General features: G+C 48.1%; 15 protein-coding genes and 1 pseudogene. 10 read left to right on the forward strand and 6 right to left on the reverse strand.

The genetic code is table 11. The features are described 5' to 3' along the window. Positions 1–328 precede the first annotated feature (328 nt). The 9 genes from potF (at position 329) to G434_RS01515 (ending at position 9,641) form a co-directional block, all read left to right on the forward strand. Complete coding sequence (potF, locus tag G434_RS01555) at positions 329–1,441, forward strand: spermidine/putrescine ABC transporter substrate-binding protein PotF (RefSeq protein ID WP_000126075.1); 1,113 nt, start codon at positions 329–331, stop codon at positions 1,439–1,441. A 94-nt stretch (positions 1,442–1,535) separates the two neighbouring features. Beyond that, positions 1,536–2,669 carry a putrescine ABC transporter ATP-binding subunit PotG gene (potG, locus tag G434_RS01550; RefSeq protein WP_000996007.1) on the forward strand — a complete coding sequence of 378 codons (1,134 nt, stop codon included), beginning with the start codon at positions 1,536–1,538 and terminating at the stop codon, positions 2,667–2,669. A gap of 9 nt (positions 2,670–2,678) precedes the next feature. Next, positions 2,679–3,623 carry a putrescine ABC transporter permease PotH gene (gene potH, locus G434_RS01545; protein WP_000105416.1) on the forward strand — a complete coding sequence of 315 codons (945 nt, stop codon included), beginning with the start codon at positions 2,679–2,681 and terminating at the stop codon, positions 3,621–3,623. Further along, positions 3,620–4,465 (forward strand): putrescine ABC transporter permease PotI, encoded by an 846-nt coding sequence (gene potI / locus G434_RS01540; protein WP_001061643.1) that lies wholly within the window; start codon positions 3,620–3,622, stop codon positions 4,463–4,465. Before potH ends, potI begins: the two co-directional genes overlap by 4 nt. A gap of 59 nt (positions 4,466–4,524) precedes the next feature. After that, the gene (locus G434_RS01535; protein ID WP_000389260.1) at positions 4,525–5,013 is read left to right on the forward strand and encodes a YbjO family protein; all 489 of its coding nucleotides are present in this window, start codon (positions 4,525–4,527) and stop codon (positions 5,011–5,013) included. A 40-nt stretch (positions 5,014–5,053) separates the two neighbouring features. Continuing rightward, on the forward strand, positions 5,054–6,181 hold the full coding sequence (rlmC, locus tag G434_RS01530) for a 23S rRNA (uracil(747)-C(5))-methyltransferase RlmC (protein ID WP_001149722.1): 1,128 nt from the start codon (positions 5,054–5,056) through the stop codon (positions 6,179–6,181). Positions 6,182–6,461: 280 nt separating this feature from the next. After that, the gene (locus tag G434_RS01525) at positions 6,462–7,805 is read left to right on the forward strand and encodes a PTS sugar transporter subunit IIC (protein ID WP_000399308.1); all 1,344 of its coding nucleotides are present in this window, start codon (positions 6,462–6,464) and stop codon (positions 7,803–7,805) included. Between the two features lie 21 nt (positions 7,806–7,826). Then, complete coding sequence (locus tag G434_RS01520) at positions 7,827–8,147, forward strand: PTS sugar transporter subunit IIB (RefSeq protein WP_000655513.1); 321 nt, start codon at positions 7,827–7,829, stop codon at positions 8,145–8,147. 12 nt (positions 8,148–8,159) lie between these two features. After that, entirely contained in the window at positions 8,160–9,641 is a 1,482-nt protein-coding gene (locus G434_RS01515) for a sulfatase (RefSeq protein WP_000644038.1), read from the forward strand. A gap of 50 nt (positions 9,642–9,691) precedes the next feature. Here the strand turns inward: G434_RS01515 and artJ are convergent, their stop codons facing one another. The 6 genes from artJ to G434_RS01485 form a co-directional block, all read right to left on the reverse strand. After that, positions 9,692–10,423, reverse strand: coding sequence for an arginine ABC transporter substrate-binding protein ArtJ (artJ, locus tag G434_RS01510; RefSeq protein ID WP_001295905.1), 732 nt, complete (start codon positions 10,421–10,423; stop codon positions 9,692–9,694). 225 nt (positions 10,424–10,648) lie between these two features. Beyond that, positions 10,649–11,317, reverse strand: coding sequence for an arginine ABC transporter permease ArtM (gene artM / locus G434_RS01505; RefSeq protein ID WP_000464489.1), 669 nt, complete (start codon positions 11,315–11,317; stop codon positions 10,649–10,651). After that, positions 11,317–12,033 carry an arginine ABC transporter permease ArtQ gene (gene artQ, locus G434_RS01500; protein ID WP_001001687.1) on the reverse strand — a complete coding sequence of 239 codons (717 nt, stop codon included), beginning with the start codon at positions 12,031–12,033 and terminating at the stop codon, positions 11,317–11,319. Before artQ ends, artM begins: the two co-directional genes overlap by 1 nt. 6 nt (positions 12,034–12,039) lie before the next feature. Further along, positions 12,040–12,771, reverse strand: coding sequence for an arginine ABC transporter substrate-binding protein ArtI (gene artI / locus G434_RS01495; RefSeq protein WP_000756575.1), 732 nt, complete (start codon positions 12,769–12,771; stop codon positions 12,040–12,042). 17 nt (positions 12,772–12,788) lie between these two features. After that, positions 12,789–13,517, reverse strand: coding sequence for an arginine ABC transporter ATP-binding protein ArtP (gene artP / locus G434_RS01490; protein ID WP_000027205.1), 729 nt, complete (start codon positions 13,515–13,517; stop codon positions 12,789–12,791). Positions 13,518–13,734: 217 nt separating this feature from the next. Next, entirely contained in the window at positions 13,735–14,250 is a 516-nt protein-coding gene (locus G434_RS01485; RefSeq protein ID WP_001270657.1) for a lipoprotein, read from the reverse strand. Between the two features lie 614 nt (positions 14,251–14,864). Between G434_RS01485 and G434_RS01480 the strand changes: the two are divergent. After that, positions 14,865–16,103, forward strand: a pseudogene (locus G434_RS01480) (pentapeptide repeat-containing protein); the annotation flags it as partial. Between the last annotated feature and the right edge of the window lie 666 nt (positions 16,104–16,769).

Consider the following 16,769-nt stretch of genomic DNA (forward strand, 5'->3'; position numbering starts at 1 on the left):
CGCTGCCGCAGTGACTGCGTGCTGCAAAATTATCTGCTGTTTTTAACCTTTTCTTAAAGATTATTTCACTTCTCATGTGCCGATTTGGCTTTATCACATAGAGCAAATACGCATAAAAATTTGTTAAATACCGTTTTTTAATCCGAGCTATAGTCTCAAACCCTGGCTAAAGTTATTCTTGCGATGCTTTTATATAGCGAGCAGTGCTGGCCGGGAGAGAGTTCTCTTTTCTTACACCGCGCCGATAAAAAATATGCACGTTTATTGCATATCTTTCAGTGTGACAACTTTTGTTCGTTTGTTAACGAACTTTCAGAAGGAAAGAGATATGACCGCCTTAAATAAAAAATGGCTATCGGGTCTGGTTGCGGGTGCTCTGATGGCCGTCTCTGTCGGCACGCTCGCGGCTGAACAAAAAACACTCCACATTTATAACTGGTCTGATTATATCGCCCCGGACACGGTGGCCAATTTTGAAAAAGAAACCGGTATTAAAGTCGTCTACGATGTTTTCGACTCTAACGAAGTACTGGAAGGCAAATTAATGGCGGGTAGCACCGGCTTTGACCTGGTGGTGCCGTCAGCAAGCTTTCTTGAACGCCAGTTGACTGCGGGAGTTTTCCAGCCGCTGGACAAAAGCAAATTGCCGGAGTGGAAGAATCTCGATCCGGAGCTGCTGAAGTTGGTTGCCAAACACGATCCCGACAATAAATTTGCTATGCCCTATATGTGGGCGACGACCGGGATTGGCTATAACGTTGATAAAGTTAAAGCGGTGCTGGGCGAAAACGCGCCCGTCGATAGCTGGGACTTGATCCTCAAGCCTGAAAATCTGGAAAAACTGAAAAGCTGCGGCGTCTCTTTCCTTGATGCACCGGAAGAAGTGTTTGCTACCGTGCTGAATTATCTCGGTAAAGATCCCAACAGCACTAAAGCAGATGATTACACCGGACCGGCAACCGATCTGCTGTTAAAGCTGCGCCCGAACATTCGTTATTTCCATTCATCTCAATACATTAACGACCTGGCAAACGGCGATATCTGCGTCGCTATTGGCTGGGCGGGCGATGTCTGGCAGGCGTCAAACCGCGCGAAGGAAGCGAAAAATGGCGTTAATGTCTCGTTCTCGATTCCGAAAGAAGGGGCGATGGCGTTCTTTGATGTCTTCGCCATGCCTGCGGATGCCAAAAATAAAGACGAAGCCTATCAGTTCCTGAATTACCTGCTGCGCCCGGATGTGGTGGCGCATATTTCCGACCATGTGTTCTATGCCAACGCGAACAAAGAAGCTACGCCGCTGGTAAGCGCGGAAGTGCGTGATAATCCAGGGATTTATCCTCCGGCGGACGTTCGTGCGAAGTTGTTCACTCTGAAAGTGCAGGATCCAAAAATAGACCGTGTGCGCACCCGCGCGTGGACCAAAGTGAAGAGCGGAAAATAATCCGCAGTCGTAGATGCCGGACGGGCGCACCACACCCGCCGGCAATTCGCACCATTATGGTGCGCTTGCACACATTCAATGCCGGAGAGCAGCCGTGAATGACGCTATCCCTCGCCCGCAGGCGAAAACCCGTAAGGCGCTGACGCCGCTATTAGAAATCCGCAACCTCACCAAATCCTACGATGGTCAACATGCGGTGGATGATGTCAGCCTGACCATCTACAAAGGTGAAATCTTCGCGCTGCTGGGCGCATCCGGCTGTGGCAAGTCCACGCTGCTGCGTATGCTGGCAGGTTTCGAACAACCTTCTGCCGGACAGATAATGCTTGATGGCGTCGATTTGTCACAGGTTCCGCCTTACCTGCGCCCCATCAATATGATGTTTCAGTCTTACGCGCTGTTTCCGCATATGACCGTGGAACAGAACATCGCTTTTGGCCTGAAACAGGACAAACTACCGAAAGCGGAAATTGCCAGCCGGGTCAATGAGATGCTCGGGCTGGTGCATATGCAGGAGTTCGCCAAACGCAAACCGCATCAGCTTTCCGGTGGTCAGCGACAGCGTGTGGCCCTGGCCCGAAGCCTTGCCAAGCGCCCGAAACTATTACTGCTCGATGAGCCGATGGGCGCGCTGGATAAAAAGCTGCGTGACCGGATGCAGCTTGAAGTGGTGGATATTCTGGAGCGTGTCGGTGTGACTTGTGTGATGGTCACCCACGATCAGGAAGAGGCGATGACCATGGCGGGGCGTATCGCCATTATGAATCGTGGGAAATTTGTCCAGATTGGCGAACCGGAAGAGATCTATGAGCATCCGACCACCCGCTACAGCGCCGAATTTATTGGCTCGGTTAATGTCTTTGAAGGTGTACTCAAAGAGCGTCAGGAAGATGGTCTGGTGCTTTATTCGCCGGGACTGGTGCACCCACTGAAAGTCGATGCAGATGCTTCAGTGGTTGATAACGTGCCGGTACACGTAGCGCTGCGTCCGGAAAAAATCATGCTTTGCGAAGAGCCGCCCGCCAATGGTTGTAACTTCGCGGTGGGGGAGGTGATACACATAGCCTATCTCGGCGATCTTTCGGTGTATCACGTTCGTCTGAAAAGTGGGCAGATGATCAGCGCCCAGCTACAAAACGCCCATCGTCATCGTAAAGGGTTACCGACCTGGGGCGACGAAGTGCGTTTGTGCTGGGAAGTGGACAGCTGTGTGGTGCTGACGGTTTAAGGAGCAAAGATGAGTACACTTGAACCTGCTGCCCAGCCAAAACCCTTTAAGCTGTGGCTGTCGCAGTTGCAAATGAAGCATGGGCGCAAACTGGTGATTGCGCTGCCCTATATCTGGCTAATCCTGCTGTTTCTGCTGCCATTTCTGATTGTCTTTAAAATAAGCCTGGCGGAGATGGCGCGCGCCATTCCACCTTATACCGAACTGATGGAGTGGGCTGACGGGCAACTTTCCATCACTCTTAATCTCGGTAATTTCCTGCAACTGACCGACGATCCGCTCTATTTCGATGCTTATCTCCAGTCGCTACAGGTGGCGGCGATTTCGACTATTTGCTGTTTACTGATCGGCTATCCGCTGGCGTGGGCGGTGGCGCACAGTAAGCCTTCGACCCGTAATATCTTATTGCTACTGGTGATCCTGCCGTCGTGGACCTCGTTTCTGATTCGCGTTTATGCCTGGATGGGAATATTAAAAAATAACGGCGTACTGAATAATTTTCTGCTGTGGCTGGGGGTTATCGACCAGCCGCTGACCATTCTGCATACCAATCTGGCCGTTTATATCGGCATTGTTTATGCCTACGTGCCGTTTATGGTTCTGCCGATCTACACCGCCTTGATTCGTATTGATTATTCGCTGGTGGAAGCGGCACTGGATCTCGGCGCAAGACCGCTGAAAACGTTCTTTACTGTGATCGTGCCGCTGACCAAAGGCGGGATTATTGCCGGATCGATGCTGGTGTTTATCCCGGCTGTGGGCGAGTTTGTGATCCCGGAACTGCTCGGTGGCCCGGACAGCATCATGATCGGGCGCGTGCTGTGGCAGGAGTTCTTTAACAACCGCGACTGGCCGGTGGCCTCGGCGGTAGCGATCATCATGTTGCTGCTGCTAATTGTGCCGATAATGTGGTTCCACAAACACCAGCAAAAAAGCGTGGGAGAACACGGATGAATAATTTACCGGTAGTTCGTTCGCCCTGGCGGATTGTGATTTTGCTGCTGGGCTTCACCTTTCTCTACGCGCCAATGCTGATGCTGGTTATCTATTCGTTTAACAGCTCGAAGCTGGTGACGGTGTGGGCCGGCTGGTCAACGCGCTGGTATGGTGAATTATTGCGCGATGACGCGATGATGAGTGCGGTTGGTTTAAGCCTGACAATTGCGGCATGTGCGGCGACGGCGGCGGCGATCCTCGGGACGATTGCGGCGGTGGTGCTGGTGCGCTTTGGCAAGTTTCGCGGATCAAATGGTTTTGCCTTTATGATCACCGCGCCGCTGGTGATGCCAGATGTCATCACGGGCTTGTCGCTATTGTTGTTATTCGTCGCGCTTGCTCATGCCATTGGCTGGCCTGCGGACCGCGGTATGCTCACCATCTGGCTGGCGCATGTCACTTTCTGTACGGCTTATGTGGCAGTCGTTATTTCGTCGCGTCTGCGGGAACTGGATAGCTCGATAGAAGAAGCAGCGATGGATCTTGGTGCGACGCCACTGAAAGTGTTTTTCGTCATTACGCTACCGATGATCATGCCCGCGATCATTTCTGGCTGGTTACTAGCTTTTACTTTGTCGCTTGATGATCTGGTTATCGCCAGCTTTGTTTCCGGGCCGGGAGCCACCACGTTACCGATGCTGGTCTTTTCTAGCGTGCGGATGGGGGTGAATCCGGAAATCAACGCCCTGGCAACATTGATCCTCGGTGCGGTCGGAATTGTCGGATTTATCGCCTGGTATCTGATGGCTCGCGCAGAAAAACAGCGGATACGCGACATCCAGCGTGCAAGACGTGGCTGAAGACACTAAAATTTGCCAACCTGGCTACATAATGCCGCGCATGTCGCGGCATTGTTTTCATGGAAGACGAAACGTTGGGATTTTTTAAGAAAACATCTTCATCTCATGCTCGCCTGAATGTGCCTGCGCTGGTGCAGGTGGCGGCGCTCGCCATTATTATGATCCGTGGCCTCGACGTGCTGATGATTTTCAATACGCTGGGCGTGCGCGGTATTGGCGAGTTCATTCATCGCAGCGTACAAACCTGGAGTTTAACGCTGGTCTTTTTAAGCAGTCTGGTGTTGGTTTTTATTGAGATCTGGTGTGCGTTTTCACTGGTGAAAGGGCGTCGCTGGGCGCGCTGGCTGTATCTGTTGACACAAATCACGGCCGCAAGTTACTTGTGGGCGGCTTCGCTGGGGTATGGTTATCCGGAGCTGTTCAGCATTCCCGGTGAATCAAAACGTGAAATCTTCCATAGCCTGATGCTGCAGAAGCTGCCGGATATGCTCATCCTGATGCTGCTGTTCGTTCCCTCGACCAGTCGGCGGTTCTTCCAGTTGCAATAATGTGTATAATCGTCGCCCCTGATGATGTGAAGGTCAATGTATGCAGTGCGCACTTTACGACGCGGGTCGCTGTCGTTCCTGTCAGTGGATAACGCAGCCGATTCCAGAGCAACTCTCCGCTAAAACCGCCGATCTTAAAAATCTGCTCGCCGACTTTCCGGTTGAGGAATGGTGCGCGCCGGTGTCAGGCCCGGAACAAGGGTTTCGTAATAAAGCCAAAATGGTGGTGAGTGGTAGCGTTGAAAAACCACTGCTCGGTATGCTGCATCGAGACGGCACACCGGAAGACCTTTGTGACTGCCCGCTTTATCCTGCCTCATTTGCGCCCGTTTTTGCGGCACTGAAACCATTTATTGCTCGCGCCGGGCTTACGCCTTACAACGTGGCGCGCAAACGTGGCGAACTGAAATACATTCTGCTGACCGAAAGCCAGAGCGATGGCGGCATGATGCTGCGCTTTGTACTGCGTTCTGAAACCAAACTGGCGCAACTGCGTAAGGCGCTGCCGTGGTTACAGGAACAACTGCCGCAGCTAAAAGTTATTACCGTCAATATTCAGCCGGTACATATGGCGATTATGGAAGGGGAGACGGAGATCTACCTGACCGAACAACAGGCGCTGGCGGATCGTTTTAACGATGTGCCGCTGTGGATCCGTCCGCAAAGTTTCTTCCAGACTAATCCGGCGGTCGCCAGCCAGCTTTACGCTACCGCGCGCGACTGGGTGCGGCAACTACCGGTAAACCATATGTGGGATCTGTTCTGCGGCGTGGGGGGCTTTGGTTTACACTGCGCGACGCCTGACATGCAGTTAACCGGGATCGAAATTGCACCAGAGGCCATTGCCTGTGCGAAGCAGTCAGCCGCTGAACTGGGCTTAACGCGTTTGCAATTTCAGGCGCTGGACTCCACTCAGTTTGCTACCGCCCAGGGGGAAGTGCCGGAGCTGGTGCTGGTTAACCCGCCGCGCCGCGGCATTGGTAAACCGCTATGTGATTATCTCTCAACGATGGCACCGCGTTTTATCATCTACTCCAGCTGTAACGCCCAAACCATGGCGAAAGATATCCGCGAGCTGCCGGGTTATCGCATCGAACGGGTACAGCTTTTCGACATGTTCCCCCACACCGCGCATTACGAAGTGCTGACACTGCTGGTAAAAATGTAAATACATCACTCAAATCAATATCACTCCGGCATACATCCATTCTAAATAATAACCGTGATCGATCGATTAATATTAACCGATCGATCATGGTTATATATTGCGCTATTTTTGCAAATCAAATCACAAATAATCAAATAAGATCTTTAAATGAACTGTTTTGATTACTAAAGTGCGTTTACCGAATACCTGCAGAGGCATCGCTTAGCGAAAAATAAAAAATATCTGAAGCATTATTAACGTCAGCAGAAGGTTCATGCATTGACAACGGAAATGTACGCTTATGGAGGGCGTTCCGACGATGTTTGCCAAATTCATAGATGTTATTCAAACGTTTTTAACCGAACCCGCAATATTAATTGGTTTGCTGGTGGGCATTGGTTATGCCCTTGATAAGAAATCGCCAATAAAAATTATTACCGGTATGGTCAGCGCCATGGTGGGATTAATGATGGTGTTATTTGGTGGGTTTCAATTCTCCGCAACATTTAAACCGGTAGCAGAGGCTGTAAGTAAAGCCTATGGCGTTCATGGTTATTTAATGGATTCCTACGCCATGAAAGCCGCAACGCAAATTGCGTTGGGGGATAATTTTGGTTACGTAGGTTATGTTTTTGTTCTGGCATTTTTTACCAACCTGTTACTGGTACTGTTTGGTCGCTATACCGGTGCCAAAGGGATATTCCTGACCGGTAATACTGGGGTGTCACATTCGCAGGCCGTATTATGGTTAATTGTTTTTTGGTTAGGATTTAGTTGGACCACGTCGATTATTATCGCCGGGGTATTAACGGGTATATTCTGGGCTTTTTCCACCACGCTCATTGTTAAACCTATCGCCAAAGTGACTAAAGATGCTGGTTTTACTATTGCCCATAACCAGATGTTGGGATTGTGGTTTTTCTCCAAATTCGCCCATAAATTTGGCGACCCGGAAAAGCACGATGCTGAAAACCTGAAACTTCCCGGCTGGCTGGCGATTTTTAACCACAACGTGACGGCTATCGCCATTGTGATGACGCTGTTTGTGGGCGGTTTCCTGCTCTCCACGGGCATTGATAACGTCCAGATGATGGCGAAAGGTAAACCCTGGTACATCTATATCATCAATCTGGGCTTACAGTTCTCCATGTACATGGTCATTCTGTTGCAGGGCGTGCGCATGATGGTCGGTGAAATTAACGGTTCTTTTAAAGGCTGGCAGGATCGCTTTATTCCTAACGCCATTCCCGCCGTCGATGTCGCCGCACTGTTGCCTTTTTCACCCAATGCCGCAACGTTAGGTTTTGTCTTCTGTACTTTTGGCACCATTTTCTCGATGGGTATCTTATTGCTGATCCACAGCCCCATTATGGTATTGCCAGGCTTTGTACCTTTATTTTTCTCAGGCGGCCCGATTGGTGTATTAGCAAACCGAATGGGCGGATACCGCTCCGTAATTATCTGTACCTTCTTGCTGGGTATTATTCAGACCTTCGGTACGGTGTGGGCTATTCCTTTAACCGGGCTTGCTGAAAATGGCGTCGGCTGGACAGGAATATTTGACTGGGCAACCGTATGGCCTGCTATTTGTGAAGTTCTGAAATTTATCGCTGCAACATTCCATCTTGGTCCTTACGCGGGATAATTCACTATTAAGGGTTTAAAAATGAAAGATACAATTAATATTTTGTTTGTCTGTGGTTATGGTGTCGGTAGTAGCGTGATGTTACAAACGGTTGTTAAAAAAGCGCTGACGAAATATGAGTTCAAAGTTGAAATGGAACATACCGCCGCAGGCGAGGTGGGAGGCTTTACCGATTGGGCGGATATTTTTGCTATTTCCAAAAAATTACTCGACGTGGTCAGCCTGGACCCAAAACACGGGCAATATCTGATTCCGATTGAAAATATTATGGATGGTGAAACGATTGGCGCGCAGATTTATGAAGTCGTCCAGCAGCATTTCCCTCATCTGCTAAATAAATAAAAGGGATGAGCAATGAAAGCCATTATTCTCCTGTTCGATAGCCTGAACAAAAGATATTTACCCCCGTATGGCGATTTATTGACAAAAGCAGAGAACTTCCAACGCCTGGCGGCACATGCCGCCACCTTTGAAAACAGCTACGTCGGGAGTATGCCCTGCATGCCCGCCCGGCGAGAGCTGCATACCGGGCGATGCAACTTCCTGCACCGGGAGTGGGGGCCGTTAGAACCGTTTGACGACTCCATGCCGGAGCTGCTTAAAAAGGCGGGGATCTATACCCACCTGATAAGCGATCATTTGCATTACTGGGAAGATGGCGGCGGGAATTATCATAATCGCTACAGTTCATGGGAGATTGTGCGCGGCCAGGAAGGCGATCACTGGCAGGCGAGCGTTGCGCAACCGCCTATTCCCGAGGTGCTAAGGGTGCCACAAAAGCAGACCGGCGGCGGTGTTTCTGGCCTGTGGCGTCATGACTGGGCCAACCGGGAATATATTCAGCAGGAAGCGGATTTTCCACAAACCAAAGTCTTTGATGCGGGTTGTGCTTTTATCCACAAAAATCACGCGGAAGATAACTGGTTATTGCAGGTCGAAACGTTTGATCCGCACGAGCCGTTTCACACAACGCAAGAGTACCTTTCGTTGTATGAGGATGACTGGAGCGGGCCGCATTATGACTGGCCGCGTGGTCGGGTGCTGGAAAGCGACGAGGCCGTGGAGCATATCCGCTGCCGCTATCGCTCGCTGGTGTCGATGTGCGATCGCAACCTGGGGCGCATTCTGGACCTGATGGATGAGCACGATCTGTGGCGAGACACCATGCTGATTGTCGGCACCGATCACGGTTTTTTACTCGGTGAGCATGGCTGGTGGGCGAAAAACCAGATGCCTTATTACAACGAGGTAGCGAATAACCCGCTGTTTATCTGGGATCCGCGCAGCGGCGTAAAAGGCGAACGTCGTCAGGCGTTGGTGCAGATGATCGACTGGGCACCTACGCTGTATGACTTTTTTCAGCAGCCGGTGCCGCCCGATGTGCAGGGGCAACCACTTGCGAAAACGGTCAGCCACGATGAACCGGTACGCAGCGCGGCGATGTTTGGTGTCTTTAGTGGTCATGTCAACGTAACCGATGGGCGTTATGTGTATATGCGTGCCGCGCTGCCGGGTCGTGAGGATGATATTGTTAACTACACATTAATGCCGATTAAAATGAACAGCCGCTATCCGGTGGATGAGATGCGGACTTTATCGCTGGCCCCTCCGTTTCGTTTTACCAAAGGGTTACAGGTGTTACGCATCCCGGCGCAGGAGAAATATAAGGGGCTGAATCAGTTTGGGCATTTGCTGTTCGATCTGCAAAACGATCCGCAGCAGTTGCATCCTATTGATGATGATGCGATCGAGGCCCGGATGATCGCGTTGCTGATCCAGTTAATGAAAGATAATGATGCGCCGCCAGAGCAGTTTCAGCGCCTGGGGTTAGCGTAGAGAGGTGATGTTGCCGGAGTGGGCGAACACCCACTCCGGCAAATGAATACTTACTGCGGGAACCACTGGTCATTGATTTTCTGATATGTACCGTCAGCTTTAATTGCTGCCAGCGCATTATTCAGTTTTTCCAGCAGAGCTTTGTTATCCGGACGTACAGCGATACCCAGGCCGGTGCCGAAGTACTGCGGATCGGTCACTTTCTCAGTCGCAACGCCCAGTTGTGGATTGGTTTTCAGCCATTCGTTTACCACCGCTGTGTCACCAAATACCCCATCAATACGACCATTTTTCAGGTCGATAAAGGCATTCTGATAACTGTCATAGGAGACAGTTTTCACTTCCGGGTGCTGATCCTGAATATATTTCTGGTGCGTGGTGCCGTTTTCCATCCCAATACGTTTGCCTTTCAGATCGGCAAACGTTTTGTAGGTATCTTTTTTGGCAATCACGACGGCTGAGTTTTCATAGTAGGGCGTGGTAAACGATACCTGTTTGCTACGCTCCGGCGTGATATCCATACCGGAGATTACGGCGTCATATTTTCTGAATTTCAGTGACGGGATCAGGCTGTCGAACGCGTGATTAGTAAAAGTACATTCTGCCTGCATTTGTTTGCACAAGGCTTTTGCCAGGTCGATATCAAAGCCGACAATCTCATTATTAGCACCTATAGATTCAAAGGGGGGATAGGTGGCTGAAACGCCAAAATTGATTTTCTCTGCGGCAGAAGCACCGAAAGTAAAGGAAGCAAGTAAAGCGGCAAGAACTAACTTTTTCATGATGGAACTCCCGTCTGTCAATCTTATGATTTTTGGCCGTGTCTGCGGCATGGGATAACAATGCCATTAAGTGAATTTATATGCAATAAATATGATTAAATAATTTAAATGAAATAAAAAAAGACGGACAACTTAGTGAGTTGTCCGTCTTCATTATAAGAATTTATGCACTATGCAGGTCGGATAAGACGTCCACGACGCATCCGGCATCAGCACGCAGCTACATTAATTCCGCCGTTCGAATGCCAGTGCTTTGCGCTCGATCAGACGCATCATCAGCGTCAACAGACCGTTAACAATCAGATAAATAATCCCTGCCGCACCGAACACCATGACATCGTAGGTGCGTCCGTACAACAACTGGCTGTATCCCATCACTTCCATCAGCGTAATGGTGTAAGCCAGAGAGGTACTTTTGAACACCAGCACCACTTCGTTGGAATAAGAAGAGAGCGAGCGTTTAAAGGCATACGGCAGCAGGATCGCTAGCGTATCTTTTTTGCTCATTCCCAGGGCGCTACAGGACTGCCACTGACCTTCCGGGATCGCACGAATGGCACCGTAAAACAGCTGCGTGGTATACGCTGCACTGTTCAGCGACAACGCAATCAGCGCACACAGCCACGGTTCTGACAGCAAATGCCACAGTGCCGGATACTCCTGCAACGTCGGGAACTGGCCCGGCCCGTAATAAATCAGGAAGATCTGCACCAGCAGCGGCGTACCGGTAAACAGCGTGATATAACCCCGCACCAGCCACACCAGTACCGGCGTTTTCAGCGTCAGGATGATGGTAAAAATCAACGCCAGAATCAGTGCCACAATCAGCGAGGCAACGGTTAGCGTCAGGCTGGTGTGCAGCCCTTTCATCAGTTCGGGTAAATACTCAAACATTAGCCAGGCCTCCGCTCAAAACGTGTCGCGCGCAGGTCAATGCGTTTGAGAATGTACTGACTGAGCAGGGTGATCACCAGGTAAATCGCCGCCGCCACAATGTACCAGGTAAACGGTTCCTGGGTACGAGTAGCAATGCTTTTGGTTTGTAGCATTAAATCATTCACACTAATCAAACTGACCAGCGCGGTATCTTTCAGCAGCACCAGCCACTGGTTACCGAGGCCAGGCAGCGCATGACGCCACATCTGCGGCATCACCAGACGGAAAAAGATAGCCGATTTCGACAGCCCCAGCGCCTGGCCGGATTCCCACTGACCCATCGGCACCGCTTTCAACGCGCCGCGCAGCGTTTGCGAGGCATAGGCGGCATACAGCAGCGACAGAGCGATGACACCACAAAGGAACGGGCTAACGTCGAAGTTCTCAATGTCCATCTGCACCGGGATCTGCACGAACCCAAGATTGATAGTGAAGCCATCCGAAAGCGTCAGCAGCAGCTGCGAGGAGCCAAAATAGATAAACAGCACCACCAGAATTTCTGGCAGGCCACGCAGAATGGTTACCAGCGCTGAACCTGCCCACGCGACAGGACGCCATTTTGCCGACTCCCATACCGCAAAGAACATCGCCAGCGCCAGCCCGACAATCAATGCACAAACGGCAAGGCCGACGGTCATCCCGGCGGCGCTTGCTAAAGGAAAAAATTCATTCATCAGGAATTACTTCTGGAACCATTTGTTGTAGATGGTTTCGTAAGTGCCATCTTTCTTCACTTTTTCCAGCGCAGTGTTGAGTTTCTGCTGCAGTTCAGTGTTGCCCTGACGTACCGCGATGCCGAGGCCAGTACCGAAATAATCTTTATCGGTCACTTTATCGCCCACTGCCGCCAGTTTCGGGTTGTCTTTCAGCCACTCGGTGACCACTGCAGTGTCACCGAATACGCTGTCGATACGACCGTTTTGCAGATCCAGTTTTGCGTTCTGGTAGCTGTCATACGGAACGGTGGTGATTTCCGGGTGCTTATCCATAATGAACTTCTGGTGTGTCGTCCCGTTCTGAACGCCGACTTTTTTGCCTTTCAGCTGATCAACACTGGTGTATTTGCCTTGCTGACCCACAAACAGGGCAGAGTTGTCATAGTACGGCGTGGTAAACAGCACCTGCTTTTCACGCTCCGGAGTGATATCCATGCCCGCCATCACTGCTTCTACGCGACGGAATTTCAGGCTTGGGATCAGGCTGTCAAACGCCTGGTTAGAGAAAGTACAGGTTGCATCAATCTCTTTACACAGCGCCTGTGCCAGGTCGACGTCAAAACCAACGATCTGGTTGTTTGCATCAATCGATTCAAACGGAGGATAGGAGGCTTCGGTAGCAAAACGAATGGTTTCGGCAGCTGTGGCGGAAAGACTAAAACCTGCAATTAACGCGGCAATCAGAACTTTTTTCATTGTTGTTATCCCGAATATTAGTGAGAGAGATAGTTTTTAAATGCTTCGGTTTGCGGCTCGGTAAAGCAGCTCGCGTCGCCTTGTTCTACGATATGACCGTTTTCCATATACACCACTCGGCTGGCGGTTTTACGCGCCACTTCAACTTCGTGGGTGACGATCACCTGGGTAATATTCGTTTCTGCCAACTCACGAATGATGCTGACGATTTGTGCCGTAATTTCCGGGTCCAGTGCGGCGGTCGGTTCATCGAACAGCAGTACCTGCGGTTCCATCATCAACGCACGGGCAATAGCAACACGCTGCTGCTGACCACCAGAAAGATGCAGCGGGTAACGATCGCTATAAGGTTTGAGACGCAGACGTTCCAGCAGTTTTTCTGCACGGGCCAGCGCCTGATCTTTGCTCAACCCCAGTACACGGCAGGGCGCTTCAATCAGGTTTTGCTGCACGGTCAGATGCGGCCACAGGTTGTATTGCTGAAACACCATGCCAACGTTACGACGCAAATCGCGAATCGCTTTGTCAGAGGGTGTTTTGGTGAAATCGAAATGGTTGCCTGCAATGTTGAGCGTACCGGAGCGCGGCATCTCAAGCAGATTGAGTACACGCAGCAGCGAGCTTTTACCCGCGCCGCTGGGGCCAAGTAACACCAGCGTTTCGCCCTGTGGGCAATCCAGCGTGATATCGAACAGCGCCTGATGCGCGCCGTAGAAGCAATTAATGCCGTTTAATTGAATACTCATTGACACTCGTATACTGGCAGTCTGATAGCTATTGAGGTCGAAGATAGTACCTTTGACAGAATAATTATGCAATATTTCTGCTTTAAAAGTTAAAAGCAAAGCGCATTATTCAATAAACATAGCACAAAATAACGGGGGCGGTGGTCGGCGAGCATAAATGTCGGCATTCCTCACGAAATGCCGGACAATTTACGGGGTTTATTGGTTGATCAAGGCTTTAGCGATTCTCGATGGACTGACGGAGCGTACCCGCTGTGGCGTGAACGCTACCGCCTAAGTAGCGCACATCGTCGATGACCCAACACTGGCCTTCCTGAATCATTAACACTTCATCCTGCCATCCTTGGTCACCCTGTTTGAGATCCACGCGCAATGGAATGTTACGGGCATCACGATTAGGGATAGTCGATGCACTGGCAACGTGGGCGCTGTCTGGCAAGGTGGTTCGACTGGAGAACGGATCGCTGCTTAACAATTCACGATGACTATTATCGCGGCTGGCATCGCTAAGTAGGGTTGCCAGTTTGTCACTCAAATAGGGGCGCAGGGCGGTAATGTCATTGCTGCGATGTTGAATGCGGTAGTCATAGAATTGTTGAGCCACGCTGTCAGGGCCACCCTGGACACAGGAACCGGTGCGGGGGCCGTTATCTTTATAAGCTGGCGTGACGGTGGTACAGGCACTCAGCAGCAGTGCACATGGAATAAGTAGAGATAGTGAACGGTAGCGCATAATCATTTCCTTATTAGCTTGCTGTCTGCGTCACACTACGACCAAACGTTATCAGATTATTTAATACATTGTTTTTAATACAATTCTGAAACAATCTGAACACCTGATTGGGTTTGAGTCCATTGCTGGCTACCCACTCAAGGTTGCTCGTAGCTGACTTACTTAAATTACCCAAACAATAGACAGTGTAAACCATTTGTGAGGTTGAGCGTGTTATATGGCTGAAATGATCATTTAAGGTAAATATGATAGTTCTGAAATGGCGGGATAAATCCTCCTGTAGAGGTTAAGAGCATCTGCAAGAAGCCAGTTTCACATTTATAACGCGTGATAAATGAACGCGGTTATTGTCTAATCATTACAGAATTTTTCACATGCAATAAGAGATCCTGCGATTAAGATGATTGCTAAAATTACATTGTATTTTTGAAAATGAGCGAAATTTGATAGTCCCAACTTTGACTTTTGATAATATTATATATGCTACAGTTGTGGGTAAAGAATTTAAGCTAATGAGTTTGAGTGAAGAATAAATCAAACTGTATCAGTATTTCGTTAATTAATATGAGTATAAATGCGTTGTGCTTTTATAATAATAAAGCACGAGGAGTTCAGTGGAATATCTTTTCCCTTGGGTGATTTTTAATATGATAAACAATATATCTGATCAAGCATCATCATTTCCAGGCACACAACTGAATCAAAGTGATAATTTCCTCGATTCACTGAGGGAATTTTTCGCGATATTAAATTCCAGTCGTAAGGGTGAGTTGTCTACATGGGACACCATCTACTTGCATCTGATATTAGCAATAAATGCTGATAGTGATCTCATAAAAAATGATGAGTTGCTAGCGGAAAATATTCCATCAGCGAATTATCAATTTAATATATTTTTTAGTAATGCTTTCGAGATTGATGTTAAAAAATATCTTGGCAAATCAGAAGATAACGAAGTTGAAATAAAAGTGGGTAATGAAAGAATTACCATTGGAATACGTAATATATCGAATGGGAAACTTGAAAGACAAAAATTTCTTTTCCCACTGGACTATGAGAATAAATTACAACATCAATTAGACAAGTATTTTACGATTGAATCGCACCCATTATTATACAGGCATACTATGGGTAGTAAGATTGCGAATGTGATTTTTGAAAAATTATACAGTCGTATTGACTTTAACAAAGAGCAATATATATCCTTTATAAAGGATGCGTTTATTCATTTTTATGATTATAGCAGGCGATATGCAATTAGTGAGAATATCGCAAAAGACGCTGTAACAAACAATATCGCATTGATGAGCACTTTTTATGACAGTGATAATACGTCAGGTGAGGTTTTAAATAATGATTTTACAGAAGAAGAGTCATTTGAAACTGCGTTAGATGTAGAGCATGCAATAGTGCTTGGATTTGCTGATGATAATTTTGAAACAAAACCTGTTCATTATCAGGATTTATTAACACGATTTAGTGCCTTTCAAGATACCGTGTTTAATTTGTTTCCTGAAATGCACTCTTCGCATTACAACGATATTTGTAGCGTAAGTGTGGATATGACAAAGGGAACGCAATGCATGATCCACTTGATGGTGAATGAAGAAGTTTTCATGTCGTTGCCTGTTCCAGTTGCCACGATGGTACGTGAAGATGCAACTAATTTAGTCAATCTTAAAACACTACTCAATGATGGTTGCTTTATTAAATATAGTCATTTTAATGACGTGGCATTAATAAAGCAAAACATAAGTAATCTCTATTTATCACACACTGTTGTGAATGAAAGCATATTGAAAAAATGTTGTTTTGAAAACGGCAGTTTAGGTGATGTTAAAATAACAAATAGCAATATAGTAAACAATGTATTCAAAAACGTTTCGTTTAGAACTGTTAAAATTAACAATGTGAATACTCATTCTTTAAAATTTATTAATTGCCATTTTTTTAATGTTGATATGATAAGAGTTAATTTCAGCAAATGTCTTTTTCATGACTGTAGTATGCATGGTGTCAAGATAAAACCATGGTTGCCAGTAAAATGGACAAAAGAATTAATAAATGATTATTTGTATGGCTGTTTACTATCTCTGTACTCTATCTGTGCAAGAGATATATATAATATGATCGCCGGTAATAACGTGAAGGTTGCTGCGGATGCTTTCCTTGAAATACTTTATTCTCTTAAAAATAAATATTGTATTAAACTATTAAGCGCTCAGGACCGGGCGTTTATATACGAATTTGCAAGAATGATCTTCGCTTATATTAATGACAAAAGCATTGAGATCTTATTACTTTCTTGTTTTGCGGCGGCTGACCAAAAAGCAATCCAGAGATATATACCTCAGGCGCAAGATGGGGAAGACTTTAGGAATCATTTACAATATAAGTTGACTCTTCCCACTCATTAATGTTGCTGGTACTACATAATACGACAGGTAAGCGGTGCTCCATAATAAAACTAATATCGGGTTATGCAACGGATAATTGTACAGGCTTATGTACCTGTTTTT

Origin of the sequence: Escherichia sp. KTE172 (assembly GCF_000408845.1) — a bacterium.
In the GTDB taxonomy this organism is placed as follows: Bacteria; Pseudomonadota; Gammaproteobacteria; order Enterobacterales; family Enterobacteriaceae; genus Escherichia; species Escherichia coli.